Below are 23,633 nucleotides of genomic sequence, written 5' to 3'. Positions count from 1 at the left end.
GTCACAAAACAGTCGTGTCGGGATCGTACCGCCGCCTGCTGCCGCAATTGGTGTCCCCGCATCGCGTAGCGGCAGAGCGGATTTCACTTCGCATCCCCCACACTCCCCCCTTGCCCGCACGGCCGCCACGCGCGTTCCGCGACGTCTGCCATATCCGGGCAAAAAGTCGATATCATGATGCACCCTGTTGCGATCTCAGGTCCTAGCGCCCTTAAATCAAGTACTTAACGCTGTTATTGCGGCAGGGTCAACGCCTACCAGCGGATGAGGCTCGCACCCCAGGTAAACCCGCCGCCCATCGCTTCGATCATCACCAGATCGCCCTTTTTGATGCGGCCATCAGCGACCGCGACGCTCAGCGCCAGCGGGACGGACGCGGCGGAGGTATTGGCGTGCCTGTCCACCGTAACAATGGTCTTTTCCTCGGGAATGCCGAGTTTGCGGCCTGCGCCGTCAATGATGCGCTTGTTGGCCTGGTGCGGAACGAACCAGTCGAGGTCCTCGGTGGTCTTGCCGGTCTTTTCGAGAACGTCTTCGATGACGTCCGAAATCATGCCCACGGCGTGCTTGAAAACCTCACGGCCCTCCATATGCACGTGGCCAACGGTGCCGGTCGAGGATACGCCGCCGTCGACATAGAGCTTTTTCCAGTGCGCGCCGTCGGTGCGCAGGCTCGAGGCCAGAATTCCGCTTTCAGCGTCGTCGCCGGTCTCGACGGCTTCAACGACCATCGCCCCTGCGCCGTCGCCGAACAGAACGCATGTCGTGCGGTCGGTCCAGTCGAGAATGCGCGAAAAAGTCTCCGCGCCAACGACGAGTGCGCGCTTGGCGAGCCCGGTGCGCAGGTAGGTGTCGGCGGTCGTGAGCGCGAAAACGAAGCCCGAACAGACGGCCTGGATGTCGAAGGCCATGCCATGGGACATGCCGAGCTTGGTCTGGAGGATAGCCGCGGTCGCCGGAAACGTCTGGTCGGGCGTCGTTGTCGCGACGATGATGAGGTCGATATCGGCGGCCGTCATGCCCGCGGCTTCGAGCGCGCGCTCGGAGGCCTTGAGACACAGGTCCGAGGTCATCTCGCCGTCGGCGGCAAGGTGCCGTTCGCGGATGCCCGTGCGCTGGACGATCCATTCGTCCGAGGTGTCGACAATGGTCGCCATCTCCTCATTGGTCATCACCCGCTCGGGCAGATAGCTGCCCATGCCGCGCACTTGGGTGGTAATCTTGGTCACGCTGGGGGTGCCTCCGATTGCAGATTTTCGACTGGCAGGGCGGCGGGGTGGAAGCGTTCCAGACCGTCAGCGATCTTGCCGATGAGTTCGTTGCGCGCCATGTCGTAGGCCAGCCCCAGCGCACTCTTGTAGCCGATCTCGTCGGTCGAGCCGTGGCTCTTGATGACGACACCGTTGAGGCCAAGAAAGACCCCGCCATTGACGGTGCGCGGGTCCATCTTGCTTCTGATGGCGGAAAGCGCGCTGCTGGCGAGCAAAGCGCCGAGCCGCGAGAAAAAGCCCGCGCGCAATGCGTTTGACAGGTAGGTGCCGACCTGGCGGGCCGTGCCCTCGGCGGTCTTGAGCGCAATATTGCCCGTGAAGCCCTCTGTGACGACCACGTCCACGGTTCCCTTGCCCAGGTCGTCGCCTTCGACGAAGCCGTGATATTTGAACCCGCCGCCTTCAGAGGTGGACAGGATCCTTGCGGCGTCCTTCACCCATTCGTTGCCCTTGGCCTCCTCGACGCCGACGTTCAGGAGCCCGATCGAAGGGGTTTCCATATCGAAAAGCGCGCGCGCCATCGCCGACCCGAGAATCGAGAAATCCACGAGCTGTTCGGCGTCAGCGCCGATGGTCGCCCCAACGTCGAGAACGATGATGTCGGATTTGAGCGTCGGCCAGATCGCGGCGATGGCGGGGCGGGAAATGCCTTCCATGGGCCGCAGGCAAAAGGTCGCCATGGCCATCAGCGCACCGGTGTTGCCGCCCGAGATCGCGACATCGGCTTCGCCGTCCTTAACCGACTGGATCGCCGCCCACATGGAGGATGTGCCCCTGCCCTTGCGCAGGGCCTGGCTCGGCTTGTCCTCCATCGTGATGACGGTTTCGGCGTGCCGGATATCGCAGCTCTCGCGCAATTGGGGATGCTGCGCGACCAACGGTTCGATCACTTCCTTGCGGCCATGGAAAATGAACCTGGCGTCGGGCCGCTCCCGCAAGAGCAAATTGGCTCCGTCGATAGGCGCCCCGGGTGCGTTGTCGCCACCCATCGCGTCCACGGAGATCGTTATCGTGTCACTCATTGACCGCCTGTCATAAGAAATAAACCTCCCCGGCGCCGGCGCACCTTAGCCGAGAGGGCCATGTGTGCAAGGTTCTTGGACCCAAGGTCAAGCCGCGTTCAGTCCTTTTTAAGGCCCTTGAGGGCGGCGAAGGGCGAGGCTTCCGCCGGATCGTCCCCCGCACCCCCATCGGGCAATTCGGCCCCCGGCGCGCGGGGGTAAAGATCGATCGCGAGGGCAAATACCTCCATCACAAGGTCGGCGAGATCGATCTCGTCGCCCTCGAAATAGTCGGGAAAATCCTCGTCCTCGAGATTGACGAACACCTCGGCGCCTGCCCCCGCGTCGTCGGCCTGATGGTGGCCGGGCAGGAAGACGCGGTCGACTGGCTCGTCGATCTTCTGAACCACGGGATCCTGCGTTACGACGCACGGCTGGACGACCTCGCCCGTCACCCGCCCCTGGGCGCGTATGCCGCCGCGGAACCGCGTCGCGGTCACGTGGGCCGCAAACGCGTTCACGGCGGAAACCTGGAAGCGCTCGGCGAGCTGGGCCCGCTGTGCGTCGTCCGTCTCGACCGCAACGGCACGGCCGCCGGCGGGAATCTTGTCGACCTTGATACGCGCGTCGAGATCGAAATGTTCGTGCTCGGTCAAGCGGGCTCTCCAAATGCGATCGCGCCGCCGAGGAGTTCGGCGGTCTCCTGGGTGGCGAGGACGTCGTCGCACAACAGGACGTAATCGGCAAACGCGTCGAGCGCCGGATGGGTTTCTCCGTTGTGGAAATTTCGCGAGAGGACGGCTTTCAGCCGGTCCGGCTCCCCGCTGTCCATCGCCTCGTTGAGCACCGCCAGCAAGCCGTAGAACAGACTTCCCATCTTCTCGATGCGTTTGCCGACCGAAAGATCGCCCACGCCCATCTCGCGCAGAGAGCGGTCCATATCCTGGAAAAAGCAATCAAAAAGGTTCTGCGAGAAGACCTTGGCGGGCTTGCCTTCACGGCGGAGTCGCCGGAACACGAGCGCCATATGGAGCGAAAGCATGTCGAAACGGCCGGTCAGCGAGTCCTCTACACCCCATTGAGAGTAGAATATCTCCCGCCGGGATTGCGCCACAATACGGTTATAGGCAGCCAAGATGGGGCCTTGGAGGCTGGTCTTTTTGAAGATCGGGAGGATCATGGCTTTACGAGACCTCGAAATCGGCGGCGGCAAAGTCGTTTCGGATTGCTCGCTTGCCAGAACAGCCTTTGGACGGCTATAGCGTTCGCGTCGAATTGTATTCGCTGCGGCACGCTCAAGTCCTTGAGTGGCCGCGTGTTCGGGACGAAAAAGTGGTATCCGCCTCTTCCGAACACGCGCTAAAACAACACCCTCGTCCTCGGCGCGCTGCGCGAGGCTATAGTCGAGAGCCAAGAGGAAAGTCAATTCCATGCCTTTGCGTCCGGTCCGTCTTCGCCTGAGCTCCATTGCCGTTGCCGCCGCCCTTGGTGTCGCGCTTGCGGGCTGCTCGGGCACCGGTTTCATTTCCAACCGCACGCTGGGATACGATATTCCAGACGACGCCGTTGCGCAGATCCGGCCCGGCGTGAGCCGCGACCTCGTGGAGATCGTTCTGGGCACCCCGCAGACCCAGAGCACGTTTTCCCAGGAAACCGCCTGGTATTACATCGAGACCAAGGTGACCGAGACGGCGTTCGGTTTGCAGACGGTGCAGGAGCGCACGGTGCTGGCGGTTTACTTCGGCAGCAATAACCGCGTCGTCGACAAGGCGGTCTATACGCTGGAGGACGGTCAGGTGGTTGCCATCGAACAGCGCCGAACGGCCTCGTTCGGCGAGGACCAGGGCTTTATCGAGGCCATTCTGCAGTCAATCTGACGGCATCGCGGCCTGGCGCACGCGCCGGCCGCGGAAATCCGCCCAAATGAGCAGAGCCAGCGCGGCGCCGGCGATGGGCACGACCATCATGTTGATCGCCCCCCAGCCCAGGATGTTGAGCAGCACGCCTGCGCCGATCGAAGCGATGGCCATGGTGCCGAAGACGAACTGCTCGTTGAGCGCCTGAACGCGTGCGCCCTCCTCGGGCCGGTAGCCCTTCGAGAGCATGACCGTCGAGCCGATAAAGCCGAAATTCCAGCCCAGCCCGAGCAGGATCAGCGCGATATCGAAATGGAGCGTGGTGATGCCGTGGAGCGACGTCGCCGCGGCCGCGAGAATCAGCACAAGGCCGATGCCGATCGTGAGATGGGTGCCGATGCGGTTGATGATGGCGCCGGTGACAAAGCTCGGCGCGAACATCGCAACGACGTGCCATTGGATCGAATTGGCGGCATCGGCGGTCGTGTGCCCGCAAAGATAAACCATCGCAAGCGGCGCAGCGACCATCACGAACGTCATGAGCACATAGGACGCCATGGCCGTGACCATCGGCACGAAAATGTCCGGGTCGCGGAGCAATTGGGCCGTGGGGCGCCCGTCAGTACCCTTTTCCGGCCTGCGCTCGCCCTTGGGGAGCTGTGTAAAACTCAGGAGCGCGAGCGCCACGATGCCGAGCGCCGCGAGCGAGAGGAACGAACCGGCATAGCTCGCGCCCGGAACCGCTTCGGCGGTCATGCTCGCCAGACGCGGGCCGAGGAAACCGGCCAGAACACCGCCGAACATGACCCAGGATACGGCACGAGCCTTCATGTCGGGCGGCACGCTGTCGGCCGCCGCAAAGCGCGTCTGCTGGCCGAACGCGGCGGCGGCACCGATAAGCCCGTAGCCGAACGCAAGAACAACAAAGCTGCCAAGGACAAGGCTCAGAGCCGCGACAAGGCCGCCCACCATCGCGATAACCACGCCGAGCATCAGGCCGCGCGTACGCCCCAGCCTGTGCAGAATGATTGCCGCGGGGCCGGCTGTTAAGGCCATGCCGATGATCATGACGGTCGTGGGCACGGTTGCGAGAGCACGGTCGGGCGCCAGCGTCGCCGCCGCGAGCGCGCCGACGGCGATCACGATGCCTTGCGAAGAGCCCGTGATGGCCTGGTTGCCCGATAGCAGAACGATATTGCGTGTGGCACTCATGGCCCCTCCCCTTGCGGGCGGGGCTACTCCTGGGCCCCGTACCCTTCGGAATGTTGCCGCGCCACAGAGTCGAGCACACCGTTGACCATGCCCGGCACCTCGTCCTCGTAAAAGGCGAGCGCGACATCGACATATTCGCGTATCACGACCTTGAAGGGAATATCCTTGCGCATGGTCAATTCGAAAACGCCGGCGCGCAGAAGCGCGCGCAGGGTGGCGTCGATGCGGGTCATCGGCCAGCCGCCCTGCAGCGTCCTGTCGATGATCGGGTCGAGCTTCAATTGGTTCTGCACGACGCCGCGTACTATGTGCTTGAAGTAGTCGGCGTCGGCGGGAAGGTATTGTTCGCCTTCGAGCTCGCGGCCGAGGCGAAGCGCTTCGAACTCGGCGAGCGTCTCTTCGAGCGAGGTCTGGCCGATATCCATCTGATAGAGCGCCTGCACGGCAGCGAGGCGGGCCGAGCCGCGCTTGTTGGCCTGTCGTTTGCCTTCGTCAGCCATTGGCAATCAATCCTCGAACCGCGCCTTGAGCGCGGCCATGGTCATGGCGGCCACCGCTGCGCCGCCGCCCTTGTTCTGTTCGGACATGCGGGCCCGCACCCAGGCCTGATTCTCGTTTTCGACGGTCAGCACGCCATTGCCCAGGGCAATGCCGTCGGCGAGCGAGAGGTCCATCAGTGCGCGGGCGCTTTCGCCCGAAACGATCTCGTAGTGGGTGGTTTCTCCGCGGATGACGCAGCCGAGAGCAACGTAGCCATCGTATTTGTCGCCTTTGAGATCGCTTGCCATGGCGATGGCGGCGGGGATTTCGAGCGCGCCGGGCACCGTAACCACGTCCCAGCTCGCGCCTGCTTCCTCGAACGCCTTCGTCGCGCCCTCAAGCAGCGCATCGGCGAGGTCGCTATAGAACCGCGCTTCGACGATCAGATAGTGTTGTCCTTTGGCCGAACCCGGCGCAATGGAAAGAGTATCGCCTGAGGCGGCCATTCAGGATTCCTGTCGTGCTTGAATAAGGCGCGCGGCATAGCGCGCCATCTGATCGACTTCAAGGTTTACCGTGTCGCCCTCGTCGTAGTCGGGCCAGTTTGTCGCTTGAAGCGTGTGAGGGATGAGGTGAACGCTGAAGCGGTTGCCTTCGACCGTATTGACCGTAAGGGACGTGCCGTTGAGCGCAACGCTGCCCTTTTTGGCGATGAAGGGGGAAAGCTCGCGCGGCGCTTCGAAAACGAAGGTGATCTGATCGCCGGTATCGCGGCGCTCGACGATTTTCGCCAGCCCGTCGACGTGGCCCGAAACGATATGGCCGCCGAGTTCGTCGCCGACTTTGAGCGAACGCTCGAGATTGATGCGGCGGCCCGGCGTCCAGGCGCCGACTTCGGTGACCTCAAGGGTTTCGCGCGCGGCAAAGACGTCGAACCAGTTGCGCTCCTCTCCCGACCCCTTGTCCGTCACGGTGAGGCAGATGCCTTCGCACATCACCGAAGCGCCGAGATCGATGGTTTCGGGATCGTATTTGGTCGCGATGCGCAAACGGCGCCCGTCATTGCGGTCGTCGATCTCGATCAGCGTGCCGATGTCGGTGATGATGCCGGTGAACATGTTTCGGGTATCAGCTCGGTTCGAAGGTGCGCAGTCTATCGCACCCCAGCGCGCGACGATCAACTTCCCTGTAGCCCAGTTGCGTCAAACGCTCCGGCAAGGATGGGTGAACAGTCGCCGGCACGCCGTCAGCGCCAAGCTCGACATCGCTTTCAAGCAGGTGGAAACGGTCGATGAGACCGGCGTCGAGCAGCGCGTCGTTGAGGACCGCGCCGCCTTCGCACAGCACTGTGCCAATGCCGGTTCCGGCCAGCGCCTCCAGCCCCGTCTTGAGATCCGGTTTCCCGTTTTTCAATGCGACAGGGACGCGCTGAACGGCTTCGGGCAAAGATTCAAGTGCGCGATTTTCCGCAATGACGGCAGTGGGATAGATCGCTGCGGTAACGAAGAGATTCAACTTCGGGTCGAGCGGCTTGCCGCTGCCGACGACGACGCGGAAGGGCTTGCGGTTTTCGAGACCCGGCAGACGGACCGTCAGGTTCGGATCGTCGATCCGGGCCGTGCCGGCGCCGACCATCACGGCATCGGAAAAGGCGCGCTGCACATGCGTCCAGCGCCGGGCGACTTCGCCGGTCACGGGTACGTTGCCGCGATCGGTCGCGCCGATCCGGCCGTCCGCGGAGACGGCGAGTTTGGCGGTGAGGAATGGCCGCCCGCGCGTCGTGCGGGAAAAGAACCCCTCGTGCAGATGGGTTGTGCCCGCGTGATCCCGCGCGACGTGCACGTCGACACCATTTTCGCGGAGCTTGGCAATGCTGGCTCCGCCCGTGCGCGGATCGGGGTCGGCCGCGCCGATCACGACGCGGGCAATGCGCGCTTCGATCACCGCGTCGACGCAGGGCGGCGTGCGCCCCCAATGGTTGCACGGCTCGAGCGTGACGTAGAGCGTTGCGCCCTGCGCCCCCTCCCCGGCCATCGCGATCGCTTCGGTCTCCGCATGCGGCCGGCCGCCCCAGGCGGTCACGCCGCGGCCCACGACGACGCCGCCGGGCGAAACGACGATCGCACCGACGGTGGGGTTCTCCGCTGTCGTGCCCAGATATGGCATGGCTATGCGCACGGCAGCATCGAGCCATCGTGCATCCCGCGGACTTATGGCCGTGCTCACACGTCGTCCTTGACGACGGCGCTTCGGCCTTCGTCCATCTGGCGCAGGAACGCCTCGAAGTCCTCGGCGCTCGAGAAGTTCTTGTAGACCGAGGCGAAGCGCACGAAGGCGACGTCGTCGAGGCCCTTGAGCCCTTCCATGACGTAGTCGCCGATCTGGTCCGAGCTCACCTCGACGTCGCCGAGGCTTTCGAGCTGACGGACGACACCGGAGATCATACGCTCGGCGGCTTCGGGATCGACTTCACGCTTGCGCAGCGCGGTCATCACCGAGCGGGTGAGCTTTTCGCGCTCGAAGGGGACCTTGCGGCCGGATTTTTTCACCACTACGAGGTCGCGCAACTGCACGCGCTCGAACGTCGTAAAGCGGCCGCCGCAGCCGTTGCAGACACGGCGGCGGCGGATTGCGTTGGAGTCCTCGGTTGGGCGGGAATCCTTGACCTGGGTATCGTCATTCCCGCAATAGGGACACCGCATTGGCTTTTTATCCGTAGATCGGGAAGGCCTTGGTGAGCGTCAGGACCTTCTCTTTCACCTGGGCTTCGACCGCGCCGTTGTTGTCCTCGCCGTTGGCGGCGAGCCCGTCGAGTACCTCGACCATCAGATTGCCGACGGTGCGGAACTCGTCCTGGCCGAAGCCGCGCGAGGTCGCCGCCGGCGTGCCGACGCGGATGCCCGAGGTGATGGCCGGCTTTTCCGGGTCGAACGGGATCGCGTTCTTGTTGCAGGTGATAAAGGCACGCTCGAGCGCCGCCTCGGCGGCCTTGCCGGTCACGTTCTTGGGCCGAAGGTCAACCAGCATTAGGTGGTTGTCGGTGCCGCCGGTGACAATCTCCAGACCGCCCTTGACGAGCGTATCGGCGAGCGCCTGGGCGTTGGCAACGACCTGGCGGGCGTATGACTTGAATTCGGGCGTCAGCGCCTCGCCGAAGGCCACGGCCTTGGCAGCGATCACGTGCATCAGCGGCCCACCCTGGATGCCCGGGAAAATGGCCGAATTGACCTTCTTGGCGATGGCCTCGTCATTGGTGAGAATCATGCCGCCGCGCGGCCCGCGCAGTGTCTTGTGCGTCGTGGTGGTAACGACGTGGGCGTGCGGGACCGGATTGGGATAGATGCCGGCGGCCACAAGACCGGCCACGTGGGCCATATCGACCATCAGATACGCGCCGACTTCGTCGGCTACCTGGCGGAACTCGGCCCAGTCCATCACGCGCGAATAAGCCGAAAAGCCCGCGACGATCATCTTTGGCTGATGTTCCTTGGCCAGTGCGCGCAATTCGTCCATATCGACGCGCCCGTCCTGCTGGCGGACGCCGTACTGGATGGCGTTGAACCACTTGCCCGACTGGTTGGGTTTGGCGCCGTGGGTGAGGTGTCCGCCCGCGTCGAGGCTCATCCCGAGGATGGTGTCGCCGGGCTGGAGCAGCGCCTGATAGGCGCCCTGGTTGGCCTGGGACCCGGAGTTGGGCTGCACATTGGCAAATTCGGCGCCAAAGAGCTCCTTGGCCCGGTCGATGGCGAGGCTTTCGGCCACGTCGACGAACTGACAGCCGCCATAGTAGCGGCGGCCGGGATATCCTTCGGCGTATTTGTTGGTGAGGACCGAACCCTGGGCCTCGAGCACCGCGCGAGAGACGATGTTCTCGGATGCGATCAGTTCGATCTCTCCCTGCTGGCGGCCGAGCTCGTCGGCGATCGCCTGGGCGATGATCGGATCTGCGTCCGCAAGGGTGCGAGTGAAGAAGTCAGGGAATAGCGGTGCTGTCCCGGTGGCGCTCATTGGCAAACCCTACCCGTGTTGCAAAAAGGCAAGCAAGCGCGCTCCGCTTAGCATGAAGGGGTTCGCGATTCCAAGCGAAGATAAGGCGCGGGGGGCGCTTTAATGCCCCTCCTGCTCGAGGCGGCGCCTGAGCTTGGCGAGCGCGATGGATTTCATCTGCGCTTCGGTTGCGGTCAGGGGGGCCACGACGATCACCTCGATGCCGGTCTCGGGATCGATGGCCGCCACGCGGACCTGCTGGCCCACGGGGCGGAATTCGAAGAGGATCTCGCGCGGGCCACCGGCCACCGGTCAGACCAGTTCGGGGAAATCGACCCTGCCGGTGGCGTCGAAGTCGTAAACGTCGTCGCGGAAGCTCACGACCCCGTTGCGGTTCGCCCAGGCGGTGAAATAGGTCGTGAAGATCGGCACGGGGCTTTCGACGCTCTCGTCGAGCCGTTCGCCCGAGGCGAAGACCGAATTGACGTCGATGATATCGTAGCCGTTGTCGCGCAAAATCCACGCGACGAATTCGTCGACATTGGAGACGCGCACGCAGCCGGACGAATGAAAGCGCTGGGTGCCCGAGAAGAGGTCCTGCTGGGGGGTGTCGTGCAGGTAGACCGCATAGGGATTGTGGAAGTTGATCTTCACGTTCCCCATCGAGTTCTGCACGCCGGGATCCTGCCGCAGCGTATAGTTGACCGCCTCGCTGGTCGTCCAGTCGATCTGGGATGGCGGAACCTCGTTGCCCGAACCGTCGAAGATGCGGATGTTGTATTCGGTGAGATAGTTGGGATTTTCCTGCATCAGGCGCGTGATGTCGCGCTCGATGATGGATTTGGGCACGGTCCAGTAGGGATTGAAATTGATCTGGTGGATGCGGCTTTTGAGAATCGGCGTCTGCCGGTCGATCCGCCCGACGATTGCTGTGTGGCGCTGCGCGATTGCGCCGCCCTCGACCGCTTCGATAGCGGCGGCAGGGATATTGACGTTTACGTAACGGTCAGTCAGCTGGCCGCCCAGTCCACGCACGCGCTCGAGGTTGAGGTTGAGCTGGCGCAGACGTTCGTGGGTCGGCACCGCCATGGCCCAATAGGTCGCCTCGTCCACCTTGCCGGTGATCTGCAACCCGTGACGCGCCTGGAAGCCTCGAACCGCCACGTCAAGCGGAGCGTCGAACATCTCGGACATTTCGGCGTCCTGGGAAAGGTCGCCCGTATAGGTGAGATAAACGCGCAGGTCCCTAACGGCCTTGCGGTGGTTACCGAGGATCAGACCGTAGACATTCGTCGGGACTTCTGGCCAGCCGCCGATATCGACGAGGCGCTGATAATAGTCCGCGACCCGCTGGAGATTGTATTCGGTGTCGAGCGAAACGATGGGATCGGTGGTGCCGATCGCATCCATCGCGATGCGCGAATTGGCCTCGCGGTCCGTCTCGCTCAGGATGCGCCGCTGGGTCAGCGACCCCAGGATCGAGTCCGCCATCGCCGGCGCCGGCAAGGCCGCGCCCGCAGCGAATGCCGCCAGGGTCTTGACCGCCTTGCGTCGGCCTGTGTTGATCGAGTTCTGCACCATCCGTCGTGTCACCTAATCTTACCCTTTTCGCGAAAGCATGCTCTTTTGCACCAATGCCTCCGGCCCCACAACGGCCCTCAAGGAGGTTTTACTGCCCGCAAGCGGACACGGCGCTCACCTAGCCCGGCATGAAATGTCCCGCTAGAGCCGGTTTGCGGCGCAAATAAGAAACGCCGGCACGGTGGCCGGCGTTTGCCTTATTGGTGTGGCAATGTCGCCACAGTTCTGTGTCTGCGCGCCCCCAAACGCCGCCTAGAGCTTGTAGAGGATCTGGTCGACCCAGAAACGCTCGAGGCGCGAGAGCGCGGTGTTGAGCCCGGAAAAATCCGATTCGCCAAGCCCGCCAACTTTTTCGATCGAGTTGAGGTGACGTTCGTAGAGCTCGTCGATGACTTCGGCAACTTCCTCGCCCTTGGGGGTCAGACGGATACGCACCGAACGGCGGTCGGTCTTGGAGCGCTCCTGGAAGATGTACCCGGTTTCGACGAGCTTCTTGAGGTTATAAGAAACGTTCGAGCCCAGGTAATATCCGCGGGTGCGCAACTCGCCGGCGGTCAATTCGCTGTCGCCGATGTTGAACATCAGGAGCGCCTGAACCGGGTTGATGTCGTCCCACCCCATCCGGTCGAACTCATCCTTGATGAGATCGAGCAGGCGGCGGTGCAGACGCTCGACGCGAGCGACCGCTTCAAGATAGAGGGGCTTTAAGCTGCGTTCGCGGTCCGGCGTATCGGCCTTCGCGGCGGAAAGGTTGTTAGCCATCGGTTTTGCCTCACTGTCAAATGCGCACGATTTTTCGTGTCTATGACGCCAAATTACCGGCCTCCCGATAAGATCGGTTTAAGAGACAGGCTTAACTTTATCTTACGGGAAAACTTGAGGTTTTTTGGTTTTTGCTTCGTTACACCGATAGCGAAATTTGTAACCTTTACGAGCCGTAAACAGGCGTCAGGCGGGAACTTGAGCCCCGCTCTTGCCCGACGCGCGGCCCTTTGCGTGGCTTCGCGGGTCAACTTGTCCACAGGGGACCCGGGTGCTCTGACGTTACGGGTATTCCGGCCGCTGGGCTATTCGAAGGCGTGGCGCCGCGCTGTGAGGATGGCGAATGCGACGAGGAGTATGGTTGCCAGCATGAGGGCAAGTTTGAAGATAAATGCCGTCAAACTCATGGCAATTGCGGTACTTCCGGCAAGATAGAGCACGATCTCGACCACAAGCGTCAGGCCGAGCAGAAGCAGGCCCCAATGGACCTGAAGCCAAAGACCGACGGCGGCAAAGAGGCGCGCGACTGCAACAACGGCGAGCAATGTGAAGCCCAGGGTGCCCAGCGCCGTGAGCGGGCTCGTGGAGCCGCCTGTCACGCCCAGCAGGCGCCCGGCATCGAGCAGTCCCATGCACAAGCTGGCGATGGCAAGGAAACGCGTCACAAAGCGCGCTATTTCGGAGTTGAAATCCATAGAGATACCCCCTTTCTCCTTGCTATCGCGATTTGGCCGAAAAGAACAAGGCTCGTGCCTGGCAAGCGGCGTGACGATCAGTCGTTTTGCGCTGTTCTTTGGCGGCTGCTAAACAGTCCATCCGGACAGGTTTGTGGAGGCCCCAGGTGAGCGGTTTTATCAAGCACGACATGAGCTTTCTCGAGGGGCGGCGCCTGCGCCGGCCGCGAATGGCGGCTTGGAGCCGTGCGCTCGTGCGGGAAACCGTACTGACGCCGGCCGATTTCATCTGGCCTATCTTCGTGATCGAGGGGCAGAACGAGCGGCAGGCGGTAGGCTCGATGCCCGGCGTCGAGCGCCTGACGATCGACCTGGCGGTCGAGGCCGCAAAGGCGGCGCGGGCCGAGGGCATCCCCGCTCTGGCGCTCTTTCCCAATACCGCGCCTGACAAGCGCACCGAGGACGGGCGCGAAGCGACCAACCCGGACAATCTCGTCTGCCGCGCGCTTTCGGCCATCAAGGAAGCGGTGCCCGAAGTCGGGCTCGTCGCCGACGTGGCGCTCGACCCCTATACGAGCCACGGTCATGACGGGGTGATGGACGGCGAGGAAATCCTCAACGACGAAACCGTGGACATCCTGGTCGAGCAGTCCCTGGTGCAGGCGCGCGCGGGTGCGGATATTATCGCGCCTTCGGACATGATGGACGGACGCATCAAGGCGATTCGCGCAACGCTTGATGTCGAGGGGTTCGAGAAGACCCTCGTCATGTCCTATGCGGCCAAATACGCGTCGGCCTTCTACGGGCCTTTCCGCGAGGCCGTGGGTTCAGGGAGCCGGCTCAAGGGATCGAAGCTTACCTATCAGATGGACCCCGCCAATCACGAGGACGCCGTGCGCGAGGTGGGGCAGGATATTTTCGAGGGCGCGGACTGGGTGATGGTGAAACCCGGAATGCCCTATCTCGACATCTGCCGCATGCTCAAGGATCGCTTCGACGTTCCGGTCTTCGCCTATCAGGTCTCCGGCGAGTACGCGATGATCGCGATGGCCGGGAACGCCGGGGCGATAGACAAGGACGCGGCGATGACCGAAAGCCTCCTTGCTTTCAAGCGCGCTGGATGTTCGGGGATCCTGACCTATTTCGCTCTCGATATGGCCCGGAAGCTCAACAGCTGAGCCTTCCCGAAGTCGTTCACCACCCTTCCTGAGGGTTGACTTATGGCGCGGCAAGAGAGAAAGAGTCTCCCCCGCGCGTTTGGCGTTTGCGTGCGGGCCACCCCTACTATTCAAATTTGATCCCGTTTCGGGCAGGAAATTTTCATGTCTTTCGATCCTACGGACGCGCACGCTCCGGCGGAAACCGTTTCGGACGCGGATATCGCGGCGCGCAACCGCCTCGTTATCGGGCTGCTTCTGGTTTCCACCTTCGTTGTGATCCTCAACGAAACCATCATGAGCGTGGCCATTCCCCGCCTCATGGTCGACCTCGACGTTACCGCCAGCGCGGCTCAATGGCTCACGGCGGGTTTCATGCTGACCATGGCGGTGGTGATTCCCATCACCGGCTTTTTGATCCAGCGTTTCAACACCCGCCCGATCTTTATCGCCGCCATGTCGCTGTTCAGCGTCGGCACCTTGTTGTGTGCCATCGCGCCGAGCCTTGCGCCCCTGCTTTTCGGGCGCGTGGTGCAGGCGTGCGGCACGGCAATCATGATTCCGCTGTTGATGACGACCGTGATGACGCTCGTGCCGCCGCAATCGCGGGGCAAGACGATGGGCAACATCTCGATCGTGATTTCGGTGGCGCCGGCCATCGGGCCCACGATCTCCGGTTTCATTCTCAACTATCTGACCTGGCGCTGGATGTTCTGGCTGGTGCTGCCGATCGCGCTGGCCTCGCTCGCGCTCGGCTATATGCGTATGAAGAACGTGACGACGCCGCGAATCGCGCCGATCGACATTCTCTCGGTCGTCCTGTCGGCGGTGGGGTTCGGCGGGCTCGTTTACGGGCTTTCGAGCTTTGGCGAGGGGGCCGGGGGAGAACACGGCGCCGTTCCGATCTGGGTTCCCATCGGGCTCGGTGTCATCGGCATTGCAATGTTCGTCGCGCGGCAGCTCATCCTGCAGCGGGAGGAAAAGGCACTGCTGGACCTGCGAACGTTCCGGTTCAAGCTGTTTACGGTCTCGACCATCATGATGGCGCTGGCGATGATGTCGCTCTTCGGCGTCATCATTCTCTTGCCGCTCTACATGCAGAACGTCCTGGGTATGGATGCGCTGCAGACGGGACTTCTATTGCTGCCCGGCGGACTGGTCATGGGATTGCTGGCACCGTTTGTGGGCCGGCTCTACGACAGGATCGGTCCCGCGAAGCTCGTAATACCGGGATCGATCATCGTGAGCGGCGTTCTGTGGTCGCTGACGTTCATGGACCAGAATACAGCTTTCGGCTGGCTCCTGGCGGCGCACGTAACACTCAGCGTCGGGCTGGCGCTGTTGTTCACGCCGCTCTTTACCGCGAGCCTGGGCTCCCTGCCCGCGCACCTTTATTCCCACGGCAGTGCGATTATCGGGGCGCTTCAACAGGTCGCCGGCGCGGCGGGAACGGCGCTGTTCGTCGCGCTGATGAGCGTTCAGGCAGCAGTGCTTGTCGCGGACGGGTTCGCGCCTGTTGCCGCGACGGCGGGCGGGATTCGGCTGGCGTTCCAGGTCGGCGGTCTGCTCTCGCTACTGATGGTGCTGTCGGCGTTCTTCATCCGCAAGCCGGACGATAGCGAGGTATCCGGTGAACCGGTGCCCGAGCACTAGGGTCAACTTGCCTAAAGCCTCATGGAGGGCGGCGCTGGCCGCCCTCTTTTTTTCGACCCGGTATTCGTCGCCCGGCATGAAAATCTTTCCGGCAGGCTCTTGTCTTTACCGGGCAATACACCAATCTTTCGCCAAGCAGCGGAGGATTGGCCCATGACTTCAGACGTATTTGGCCGCATTTTGCGTGAGGACCTGCCCAACCCGGCAGAGTCGCCCGAATTGTTCGACGGTATTCTCACCCGGCGCGTGCTGGCGTTCCTCATCGATTGCGTCATCATGGGCATCCTGATCACGGCTGCTTTCATCGTGGCCGCCATTTTAGGCATCGTGACCCTCGGGCTTGCCTGGCTCACCTTCCCCGTCATCGTTCCCATCGTTTTTGTCGCCTATTATGCGGTGACGCTGGGTTCGGCGGCGCGGGCCACCATCGGCATGCGCGCCATGGACATCGTCCTGACCCCGACGCGGGAGACGACGCTCGACGGGTGGATGGCGATGATCCACGTCGTGGCCTTCTGGATTTCGTGCGCGATCTTTACGCCGTTCATCGTCGTCGTGGGCCTTTTCACCAATCGCCGGCAATTGCTGCACGACATTGTCGTGGGCACGCTCATGGTGCGGCGGTCCCCGATGGAGCGGCACTGGATCGCCCAGCAAAGCAGCACGCTCGGGGCGTAATGGCAAGATCACCATCCTTTGACATAGCGTGATCCGTTGCGCGCAAGGCCTTGCGCAACTACACTCAAGCGGTAGTGCAACCTTGGCGCCGGATCAGTGATGGACCATACACCGGAAAGCGCGCAGTTCTTTCTCACCGCCCCCCTGCCCTGTCCTTATCTCGAAGGCCGGCAGGAGCGTAAGCTCTTTACGCATTTGAGCGGACGACGGGCGGGGGCCTTGCACCACATGCTCTCCGAGCACGGCTTCCGGCGCAGCCAGAACCTCATCTACCGCCCCGCCTGCCTCGATTGCGACGCCTGCCAATCCGTGCGCGTCGTCTGCAACGCGTTCGCGCCCAAATCCCGGCACAAGCGCAATGCCAAAATCAACCGCGACCTCGTCGGAGAGGCGATCTCCCCGGTTGCCTCGAGCGAGCAGTATGCGTTGTTCAAGCGCTATCTTCAGGCACGGCACGACGGCGGCGGCATGACGCAGATGAGCTATCTCGACTACGAATTCATGGTCGAGGATACCCCTGTTCAGTCGCTTCTGGTCGAATACCGGCTCGGTGCCGATTGCGACGATGGCGCGGAAGGGCAGCTCGTGGGGGCGGCACTCACGGATGTGCTGCCCGACGGGCTTTCAATGGTCTACAGCTTTTTCGACCCGGATATGCACAGGCGTGGCTTGGGGACACATATGATCCTCGATCACATTGCCCGCGCCAGCGGGATCGGAGCCGGCTATCTTTATCTCGGCTACTGGGTCAAGAACTCCCCCAAAATGGCCTATAAGGTCTCCTATCAACCGCTCGAAGTGCAGCATGGAACCCGGGGCTGGGTTCAGCTGGATCCTGAGCAGGCGCGAGACGACAGCTAAGCCGTGGGCACATTGACAGGGACGATCAGAGGCCTTGTGGCAGCAGGCTACGCTGTGGTTTGCTGCGTTTTTGCCGGCGCGGCGGTCGGCGCGGCGCTGGGCTTCGCCCACCCGATCCTCGATCTGTTCAACCACGCCCAGCCCGTACTTTTCTACGGTACGATCGCGCTCATGCTTGCGGCGCCGCTTTTCGTGCGCGGCGCGGTGCTCAAGCCGTTCGTTTTGACCGTCGCGGCCACCGGGTTTGTGGCGTCGAGCCTCGTTTATATCCCCGAGGCGGTCCGCGGTTTCGGTCCCCGTCCGCCGGTGCCGGGCGGTGAGCGGCCGGTATACACATTGATGACGTTCAATGTCTTTGCGCGCAACGAAGAGCCGGACCGGCTTGTCGCAGCGATTTTCGCCGCCGATCCGGATATTCTCACGCTCCAGGAATACAGCCCGCAGGTGCGCCGGCAAATCCATGACCGGTTGGCTGCGCGGTACCGCCATTTCCAGTATTGCGCCGGCGGCGAGCGGGCCTTTGTCGGACTTTATGCGAAATTCCCGTTCGAGCCGCTCAACGAGGACGCCTGCTCATCCACGATCATGAGCCCGGACCGGACGGCGCGGATCATCGTGCGGTTCGAACCGGAAGACGGCCTGCCCTTCTCCGTGGCGACCACGCACCATGACTGGCCGGCGCCGATCACACGGCAGGCGGTGCAGTTCGAAACGCTGGCCCAGGCGCTTTCGACGGTGCAGCCACCGGTCCTGCTGGTCGGCGATTTCAACTCGACGCCCTGGTCATACGCGTTGCGCAATTTCATTGCCGCGTCGGGGCTGACGCGGCACACATACAACATCCCGACCTTCCCGCAGCTCTGGTACTACCTCAGAGACTGGCGCCCTGCCCCGGCGATCCTGCCGATCGACCACGTGATGACGCGCGGCGAGATCGCCATTCATGCGATTGCGACCGGCGCGCCGGCAGGCAGCGATCACAAACCGCTTCTGGTCACCTTTTCGGTGGGCGCCCCGGTCAACCCGTAAACCTGTTGTTGCGCGGGAAGCCCGTCGGCGGCTGGCGGCCGGCCTGGGCGCGATCGCCGAGCCAGTCGCGCAGGTCGTCCATGGACTTGGAGAAGACGCGACCCGAGGAATCGGTCCAGGTCAGCCCCTCGCTCGCCGCAAAGACCTTGGCGTCGGAAATGCCGCCATCCTTGTATTTCTGCAGCCTCACGCCCTTACCGCGCGCCATGGCGGGCAGTTGCTCGAGCGGGAAGATGAGCAGCTTGCGGTTCTGACCGATGATGGCGACCGTATCCCCCTCCGCCGGCACGCAGAGCTTTGCCTCCTGAGTGCCCGAGACATTGAGCACCTGCTTGCCCTTGCGCGTGTTTGCGACAAGATCGTCCTCGGCCACGACAAAGCCGTTACCGATATCGGAGGCAATGAGCCGCTTTGCGCCGGACTTGTGGACGAAAAGGTCGACAATGTCATGCCCCTCGTCGATATCGACCATAATGCGCACCGGCTCGCCATGACCGCGCCCGCCGGGAAGCTTGTCGGCGCCCAGAGTATAGATCTTGCCACCTGTCGAAAGCAGCAACAGCTTGTCGGTTGTCTCGCATGTGAAGTGAAGTTTCATCCGGTCGTCGGCCTTGAAGGCAACGCCGGCAACGTCGCTGGTGTGGCCCTTAAGCGCGCGAATCCAGCCTTTTTCCGAAAGAATGACCGTAATCGGCTCGCGCTCGATCATCGCCGTCTCGATATCGGCAAGATCGGTTTGCGGGGCCTCGGCGAGCTGTGTGCGGCGGCCGCCGACGGGATCGGGGATACCGTCGCGATCTTTGGGGAAGTCCTTCCGGAGCTGTTCGACCTGCTTGCGGACCTCACCCCATTGACGCTTTTCCGAGCCGAGCAGCGTTTCGATATGGCCCTTTTCCTCGGTGAGCTTGTCGAACTCGGTCCTGATCTCGATTTCTTCGAGCTTGGCCAGAGACCGCAGGCGCATATTGAGGATCGCGTCAGCCTGAACGTCCGTCAGGTCCCAGCGCGCCATCATCTCCTGTTTGGGTTCGTCCTCCTCGCGGATGATGCGGATCACCTCGTCGAGATTGAGGTAGGCGATGAGATAGCCGCCGAGTACCTCCAACCGGTGCTCGATCTGATCGAGCCGGTATTGCGAACGGCGGACCAGGACCTCCTTACGATGGTTGAGCCATGCCTTGAGCGCGTCGGCGAGGCTCATGACGCGCGGGATCAAGCCACCGTCGAGGACATTCATGTTGAGCGGAATGCGGGATTCCAGCTCGGTCAGCTTGAACATCGATTCCATCAGGAGGACAGGATCGACATTGCGGGCGCGGGGTTCGAGCACCAGCCGGATATCCTCGGCGCTCTCGTCGCGCACGTCCTTTAAAAGGGGCAGCTTTCGCGCGAGAAGCATCTCGGCGATTTTTTCGACGAGCCGGGATTTCTGCACGGCATAAGGGATTTCAGTGATGACGATCTGATATCCGCCGCGCCCGGTCTCCTCGACCTCCCATCTGGCGCGCACGCGGAAGCCCCCACGGCCGGTCGCGTAGGCCTGCTCGGTGCCTGCCGGATCGTCCACGAGAATGCCGCCTGTTGGGAAATCGGGGCCGGGAACGAACCGCATAAGGTCGCGCGCTGTGGCGTCCGGATTTTCGAGGAGATGCAGTGCGGCGTCGCAGAGCTCAGCGACATTGTGCGGCGGCACCGACGTCGCCATGCCCACGGCGATACCGCTGGCGCCGTTGGCAAGAAGGTTCGGAAAGTTCGAGGGCAGAACGACGGGTTCCTCGTCCTCGCCGTCATAGGTCTGCCGGAAATCCACGGCGTTTTCGGTGATGCCTTCGAGGAGGCGCGCGGCGACGTCCGTCATGCGGCTCTCGGTGTACCGCATGGCCGCCGGGCTGTCGCCGTCGATCGAGCCGAAATTGCCCTGACCGTCGACCAGCGGGTAGCGGACTGCAAAATCCTGGGCGAGACGCACGAGGGCGTCATAGACCGACTGGTCGCCATGAGGGTGGAACTTACCGATGACGTCACCCACCACGCGGGCGGATTTCTTGTAGCCCTGCCCCGGATCGAGCTTCAAAAGCCGCATGGCGTGCAGGATGCGGCGATGGACCGGTTTCAGGCCATCGCGAGCATCCGGCAGCGCGCGCTGGGTGATTGTCGAGATTGCATACGACAGGTACCGCTCCTCGAGCGCGTGCCGCAGGTCGACGATACGCTCGTGACCACCCTCGGGCGGATCGAGAACTTCTGCCATGAGCTATCCTTCAAAGAGCATTCGAATCAGGGGCCGATTATAGCCCGCCGGTCAACTTCATTGTCAGCCAATCCCGGGTTGCGGGCGGCTCGATTTGACGGGCTGTCCACACATGTCTGTCAAGGAAATGCCCCGTCAACACAAAGGCGGCGGCGACATCGCCCGGTTCCGGCGGTACGTCCGCGGTCAAAAAGCGCGGGAGGCGCAACAGGCGGTCCTTATACGGCTCGGCCTCCTCGGCGCAAACCGCCCTTCCCGACTTTGGAGAGACGTGCGTGAGATTTTCATGGACGCCGGTCACCGCGCAGGTTTCGAGATCGAGACCGAATCCGAGTTCTTCGAGAAGATAGAGTTCGAAGCGCGCGAGTTCGACGCCAAGTTCGGCGTCGTCGAAGTGCTCGTCGAGCAGCATCAGGACCGCTTCGAGCAGCGTATCGTGGGGATCGCGCTCGGGCAGAAGGCGCAGGTGGTCGGCGAGCATCTGGCTGAGGTAGAGCCGTGTCCGATCGGCGATCAGCACCGCCGCGCGCATTGTGGTGACCTCGGCTGTGAAGAGCCCCAGATGGTCCTCAAGGCGGGCTCGCCATGTCAGAAGCGCGGAATTGCCCGGCTGGAGCGCCGCGGCCTGCTTGCGCGAGCGCCCGCCGCGCACGAGCCCGAAACAGCGCCCGCGGCCGGGCACCATGGTTTCGAGGATCAGGCTCGTCTCGCCGTGTTTTCGAACGCCAATTATGAGACCTTCAGCGGACCACTCCATGGCCGGCTCATTTCGTCCAATCCAACCCCATCTCGCGATAGCGTTCGGGGTCGTCGGCCCAATTGGCGCGGACTTTGACGAACAGGAAAAGATGCACCTTGGTTTCGAACATCTCCATCATCTCCGCGCGAGCCTCTGCGCCAATGGCCTTGATGGTCTGCCCCTTGGCGCCGAGGACGATCTTCTTGTGCGTATCGCGGGTGACGTAGACGACCTGATCGATGCGGTAGGAGCCATCGGGCTGAACCTTGAAGCTCTCGGTCTCGACAGTCGCCTGGTAGGGGATTTCGTCGTGAATGCGCATGAAGAGCTTTTCACGGGTCACCTCTGCCGCCGTGAGCGCGAGCGTCAGGTCGGTGAGATGCTCTTCGGGGAAGTGCCATTCGCCGAGCGGTGCGTTGGCCGTGCACCAACCGGTGAAGTCGGCGACGCCGCTGCCATTGAGCGCGGAAATCATGAAGGTCGTCTCGAACCGGACCTTGTCGTTGAGGTCCTTTGAGAGCTTCAGAAGCGTCTCGGGTTTGACCTTGTCGACCTTATTGATGACCAGGACCTTGGGCTGGCGGATGTTGTCGAGGCCTTCAAGCAGCGATTCAACTTCCGCGTTCAAGCCCTTGTGGGCATCCACGATCAGGGCGACGATGTCGGCATCCCCTGCCCCGGTCCAGGCGGATGCGACCATTGCGCGGTCGAGCCGCCGCTTGGGCGCGAAAATGCCCGGAGTATCGACAAAAACGAGTTGCGCGTTGCCCGTGGTGACGACACCGCGCACCTGGGCGCGGGTGGTCTGCGCCTTGTGGGTGACGATGGACACCTTGGTGCCCACGAGCGCGTTGAGCAGCGTCGATTTTCCGGCATTGGGGGCACCGACGAGCGCGATGAAGCCGCAGCGGGTCGGATCGGTTTGGGGTGCGGTCATTCCAGATTCTTCCAGACTTTTTCACGCACGAGAAATTGTGCGGCTCCCTGGTGTTCGGCGAGTTTTTTGGACGTGCCGACGGCCGATAGCGGCGCGTAGCCCTTCACGGCAACCTCGATGGTGAATGTCGGCGCGTGATCGGGGCCGGATCGCCCCACTTCGGTGTAGCGGGGCGGTTCGAGGCCCTGGCCCTGCGCCCATTCCTGCAGCGCTGTTTTCGCATCGGCGCGGCGGGCCTGGGCGACGTCGAGATCGCCGCCGAACATCGTTTCGACAAACGCATAGGCCGGATCGAGCCCGCCATCGGCATAGATGGCACCGATGAGCGCTTCGCAGACGTCGCCCAGAATGGCGTCCTTGTCGGCACCGCCGGTGCGGGCCTCGCTCTCGCCCAGTCGCACGAATGCGCCGAGATCGAGTTCACGGGCCACCTTGGCGCAGGTCTCCTTGCGCACCATCGAATTGAGCGTGCGGGACAGTTCGCCCTCGTTGGCCTTGGGCAGGCGCCTGGACAGCAGATCTGCAACAACAAGACCGAGCACCCGGTCGCCGAGGAACTCAAGCCTTTGGTAGGAATCGGCCGTCCGCTTGGAGGGCGCCACGGCACTCGAATGGGTCAGCGCGCGCTTGAGCAGGGCCGGGTCCTCGAAGCGATGCCCCAGCTTTTGTTCAAGCTCCTGCCTGTCGCGCGCGCGGAAACTCATTCGGCGTATACCGAAGTGAACATGCGATCCCAGCGCACATTGCCCGGCCAGCGCCAGACCTGCCAGGGCGGGATGTTGTCGTTAATCGAGAAGAACCGCCACTGCGCCTTGCCGATTAGGTTTTCGAACGGCACATAGCCGACGGTGTTGAGCGAACGGCTGTCGAGCGAGCGGTCGCGGTTGTCTCCCATCATGAAGAAGTGGCCCGGCGGTACGACATATTCGCCCGTATTGTCGTATTCGGCGGTGTTGGAGACTTCCTGGATCGTGTAGCTCACACCGTTGGGCAGCGTTTCGCGATATTCCATAATGGGCAACGTCAGCCCGTTGCTGTCGCGGTCCTCGCTGCGCCCGATCAGTTCGCGATCGATCGCCTCGCCGTTGATATAAAGAATCCCGTCGATCATCTGGACCGTATCGCCGGGCAGGCCGATGACGCGCTTGACGTAATTGTCGGTCTGGGGAACCGGCCGGAATACGACGATATCGCCGCGCTGCGGTTCATTGCCCAGGACCCTGCCGTTCAAGGGCACCTCGGTGAAGGGCAACGAATAGCGCGAATAGCCGTAGCTGTATTTGGACGCGAGAATGTAGTCGCCGATCAGGAGATTACTCTGCATCGAGGCGGTCGGGATCGAAAACGGCTCAAAGGCAAGTGTGCGAAAGACCAGAGCGATCAAGAGCGCCTGGATCAAAATAACTATGGTTTCGCGCAGTTCGCCCTTGCCGGATTTCTTTTTCTTTTCGGTATCCGACATCGGCTTGCTCATGGTTTTTTCTTTTAAAGTGTCTGTTACGGG

Annotated in this window: 26 protein-coding genes; 6 read left to right on the top strand and 20 right to left on the bottom strand. The window is 62.6% G+C overall.

Annotation, left to right across the window (positions count from 1 at the left end; all coding sequences use genetic code 11):
• Positions 1-254: 254 nt before the first annotated feature.
• The 4 genes from LSG43_RS12890 to LSG43_RS12875 all read right to left on the bottom strand — a co-directional run bounded on the left by LSG43_RS12890 (position 255) and on the right by LSG43_RS12875 (position 3,704).
• On the bottom strand, positions 255-1,229 hold the full coding sequence (locus LSG43_RS12890; RefSeq protein WP_369412487.1) for a beta-ketoacyl-ACP synthase III: 975 nt from the start codon (positions 1,227-1,229) through the stop codon (positions 255-257).
• Positions 1,226-2,293, bottom strand: a complete 1,068-nt coding sequence (plsX, locus tag LSG43_RS12885) for a phosphate acyltransferase PlsX (RefSeq protein WP_231804827.1) — start codon at positions 2,291-2,293, stop codon at positions 1,226-1,228. The genes LSG43_RS12890 and plsX overlap by 4 nt, the downstream gene beginning before the upstream one ends.
• Before the next feature lie 98 nt (positions 2,294-2,391).
• On the bottom strand, positions 2,392-2,928 hold the full coding sequence (locus tag LSG43_RS12880; RefSeq protein ID WP_231804824.1) for a YceD family protein: 537 nt from the start codon (positions 2,926-2,928) through the stop codon (positions 2,392-2,394).
• Complete coding sequence (locus tag LSG43_RS12875) at positions 2,925-3,704, bottom strand: ubiquinol-cytochrome C chaperone family protein (protein ID WP_231804822.1); 780 nt, start codon at positions 3,702-3,704, stop codon at positions 2,925-2,927. Before LSG43_RS12875 ends, LSG43_RS12880 begins: the two co-directional genes overlap by 4 nt.
• Here LSG43_RS12875 and LSG43_RS12870 point away from each other — a divergent pair.
• On the top strand, positions 3,703-4,149 hold the full coding sequence (locus LSG43_RS12870; protein WP_231804820.1) for an outer membrane protein assembly factor BamE: 447 nt from the start codon (positions 3,703-3,705) through the stop codon (positions 4,147-4,149). The genes LSG43_RS12875 and LSG43_RS12870 overlap by 2 nt on opposite strands.
• Here the strand turns inward: LSG43_RS12870 and LSG43_RS12865 are convergent.
• The 11 genes from LSG43_RS12865 to LSG43_RS12815 all read right to left on the bottom strand — a co-directional run bounded on the left by LSG43_RS12865 (position 4,141) and on the right by LSG43_RS12815 (position 12,845).
• Positions 4,141-5,340 (bottom strand): MFS transporter, encoded by a 1,200-nt coding sequence (locus LSG43_RS12865; RefSeq protein WP_231804818.1) that lies wholly within the window; start codon positions 5,338-5,340, stop codon positions 4,141-4,143. The two genes, LSG43_RS12870 and LSG43_RS12865, sit on opposite strands and share 9 nt — an antisense overlap.
• A 23-nt stretch (positions 5,341-5,363) precedes the next feature.
• Positions 5,364-5,840 carry a transcription antitermination factor NusB gene (nusB, locus tag LSG43_RS12860; RefSeq protein WP_231804816.1) on the bottom strand — a complete coding sequence of 159 codons (477 nt, stop codon included), beginning with the start codon at positions 5,838-5,840 and terminating at the stop codon, positions 5,364-5,366.
• 6 nt (positions 5,841-5,846) lie between these two features.
• On the bottom strand, positions 5,847-6,326 hold the full coding sequence (locus LSG43_RS12855; protein WP_231804815.1) for a 6,7-dimethyl-8-ribityllumazine synthase: 480 nt from the start codon (positions 6,324-6,326) through the stop codon (positions 5,847-5,849).
• Positions 6,327-6,938, bottom strand: coding sequence for a riboflavin synthase (locus LSG43_RS12850; RefSeq protein ID WP_231804814.1), 612 nt, complete (start codon positions 6,936-6,938; stop codon positions 6,327-6,329).
• Positions 6,939-6,948: 10 nt separating this feature from the next.
• Complete coding sequence (gene ribD / locus LSG43_RS12845; protein ID WP_231804813.1) at positions 6,949-8,046, bottom strand: bifunctional diaminohydroxyphosphoribosylaminopyrimidine deaminase/5-amino-6-(5-phosphoribosylamino)uracil reductase RibD; 1,098 nt, start codon at positions 8,044-8,046, stop codon at positions 6,949-6,951.
• Positions 8,043-8,522 (bottom strand): transcriptional regulator NrdR, encoded by a 480-nt coding sequence (nrdR, locus tag LSG43_RS12840; RefSeq protein WP_231804811.1) that lies wholly within the window; start codon positions 8,520-8,522, stop codon positions 8,043-8,045. Before nrdR ends, ribD begins: the two co-directional genes overlap by 4 nt.
• A 7-nt stretch (positions 8,523-8,529) precedes the next feature.
• Positions 8,530-9,828 carry a serine hydroxymethyltransferase gene (gene glyA / locus LSG43_RS12835; RefSeq protein ID WP_231804809.1) on the bottom strand — a complete coding sequence of 433 codons (1,299 nt, stop codon included), beginning with the start codon at positions 9,826-9,828 and terminating at the stop codon, positions 8,530-8,532.
• A 99-nt stretch (positions 9,829-9,927) separates the two neighbouring features.
• Positions 9,928-10,116, bottom strand: coding sequence for a DUF6898 family protein (locus tag LSG43_RS12830; RefSeq protein ID WP_231804807.1), 189 nt, complete (start codon positions 10,114-10,116; stop codon positions 9,928-9,930).
• 3 nt (positions 10,117-10,119) lie between these two features.
• Positions 10,120-11,400 (bottom strand): L,D-transpeptidase family protein, encoded by a 1,281-nt coding sequence (locus LSG43_RS12825; RefSeq protein WP_231804805.1) that lies wholly within the window; start codon positions 11,398-11,400, stop codon positions 10,120-10,122.
• Between the two features lie 240 nt (positions 11,401-11,640).
• The gene (gene ldtR / locus LSG43_RS12820; RefSeq protein WP_231804803.1) at positions 11,641-12,150 is read right to left on the bottom strand and encodes a transcriptional regulator LdtR; all 510 of its coding nucleotides are present in this window, start codon (positions 12,148-12,150) and stop codon (positions 11,641-11,643) included.
• A gap of 305 nt (positions 12,151-12,455) precedes the next feature.
• Positions 12,456-12,845: a DUF6163 family protein gene (locus LSG43_RS12815; protein ID WP_231804801.1), complete on the bottom strand. Its 390-nt coding sequence runs from the start codon at positions 12,843-12,845 to the stop codon at positions 12,456-12,458.
• 170 nt (positions 12,846-13,015) lie between these two features.
• On the opposite strand from LSG43_RS12815, the gene hemB reads away from it, so the two are divergent.
• The 5 genes from hemB to LSG43_RS12790 all read left to right on the top strand — a co-directional run bounded on the left by hemB (position 13,016) and on the right by LSG43_RS12790 (position 18,202).
• Positions 13,016-14,002, top strand: coding sequence for a porphobilinogen synthase (gene hemB, locus LSG43_RS12810; protein ID WP_231805656.1), 987 nt, complete (start codon positions 13,016-13,018; stop codon positions 14,000-14,002).
• 144 nt (positions 14,003-14,146) lie between these two features.
• Positions 14,147-15,634 carry an MDR family MFS transporter gene (locus tag LSG43_RS12805; protein ID WP_231804799.1) on the top strand — a complete coding sequence of 496 codons (1,488 nt, stop codon included), beginning with the start codon at positions 14,147-14,149 and terminating at the stop codon, positions 15,632-15,634.
• Positions 15,635-15,787: 153 nt separating this feature from the next.
• Positions 15,788-16,312 carry an RDD family protein gene (locus tag LSG43_RS12800; protein ID WP_231804797.1) on the top strand — a complete coding sequence of 175 codons (525 nt, stop codon included), beginning with the start codon at positions 15,788-15,790 and terminating at the stop codon, positions 16,310-16,312.
• Positions 16,313-16,408: 96 nt separating this feature from the next.
• Positions 16,409-17,173: an arginyltransferase gene (locus LSG43_RS12795; RefSeq protein ID WP_231804794.1), complete on the top strand. Its 765-nt coding sequence runs from the start codon at positions 16,409-16,411 to the stop codon at positions 17,171-17,173.
• 36 nt (positions 17,174-17,209) lie between these two features.
• A complete protein-coding gene (locus LSG43_RS12790) occupies positions 17,210-18,202 on the top strand; it encodes an endonuclease/exonuclease/phosphatase family protein (RefSeq protein WP_231804790.1) in 993 nt (330 codons plus the stop codon).
• Here the strand turns inward: LSG43_RS12790 and parC are convergent.
• Genes parC through lepB form a run of 5 tightly spaced genes read right to left on the bottom strand, consistent with a single transcriptional unit; the run spans position 18,192 to position 23,603 of the window.
• Positions 18,192-20,453: a DNA topoisomerase IV subunit A gene (parC, locus tag LSG43_RS12785; RefSeq protein WP_231804788.1), complete on the bottom strand. Its 2,262-nt coding sequence runs from the start codon at positions 20,451-20,453 to the stop codon at positions 18,192-18,194. The two genes, LSG43_RS12790 and parC, sit on opposite strands and share 11 nt — an antisense overlap.
• A gap of 37 nt (positions 20,454-20,490) precedes the next feature.
• Complete coding sequence (recO, locus tag LSG43_RS12780) at positions 20,491-21,210, bottom strand: DNA repair protein RecO (protein WP_231804786.1); 720 nt, start codon at positions 21,208-21,210, stop codon at positions 20,491-20,493.
• Between the two features lie 7 nt (positions 21,211-21,217).
• On the bottom strand, positions 21,218-22,129 hold the full coding sequence (gene era, locus LSG43_RS12775) for a GTPase Era (RefSeq protein WP_231804784.1): 912 nt from the start codon (positions 22,127-22,129) through the stop codon (positions 21,218-21,220).
• Complete coding sequence (gene rnc / locus LSG43_RS12770; protein WP_231804781.1) at positions 22,126-22,833, bottom strand: ribonuclease III; 708 nt, start codon at positions 22,831-22,833, stop codon at positions 22,126-22,128. Before rnc ends, era begins: the two co-directional genes overlap by 4 nt.
• Positions 22,830-23,603, bottom strand: a complete 774-nt coding sequence (lepB, locus tag LSG43_RS12765) for a signal peptidase I (protein ID WP_231804779.1) — start codon at positions 23,601-23,603, stop codon at positions 22,830-22,832. The genes rnc and lepB overlap by 4 nt, the downstream gene beginning before the upstream one ends.
• Positions 23,604-23,633: the final 30 nt, after the last annotated feature.

Origin of the sequence: Pelagibacterium xiamenense, from assembly GCF_021166475.1 — a bacterium.
GTDB classification, from domain to species: Bacteria; Pseudomonadota; Alphaproteobacteria; order Rhizobiales; family Devosiaceae; genus Pelagibacterium; species Pelagibacterium xiamenense.
This window is presented reverse-complemented; position numbering and strand designations above follow the sequence as displayed.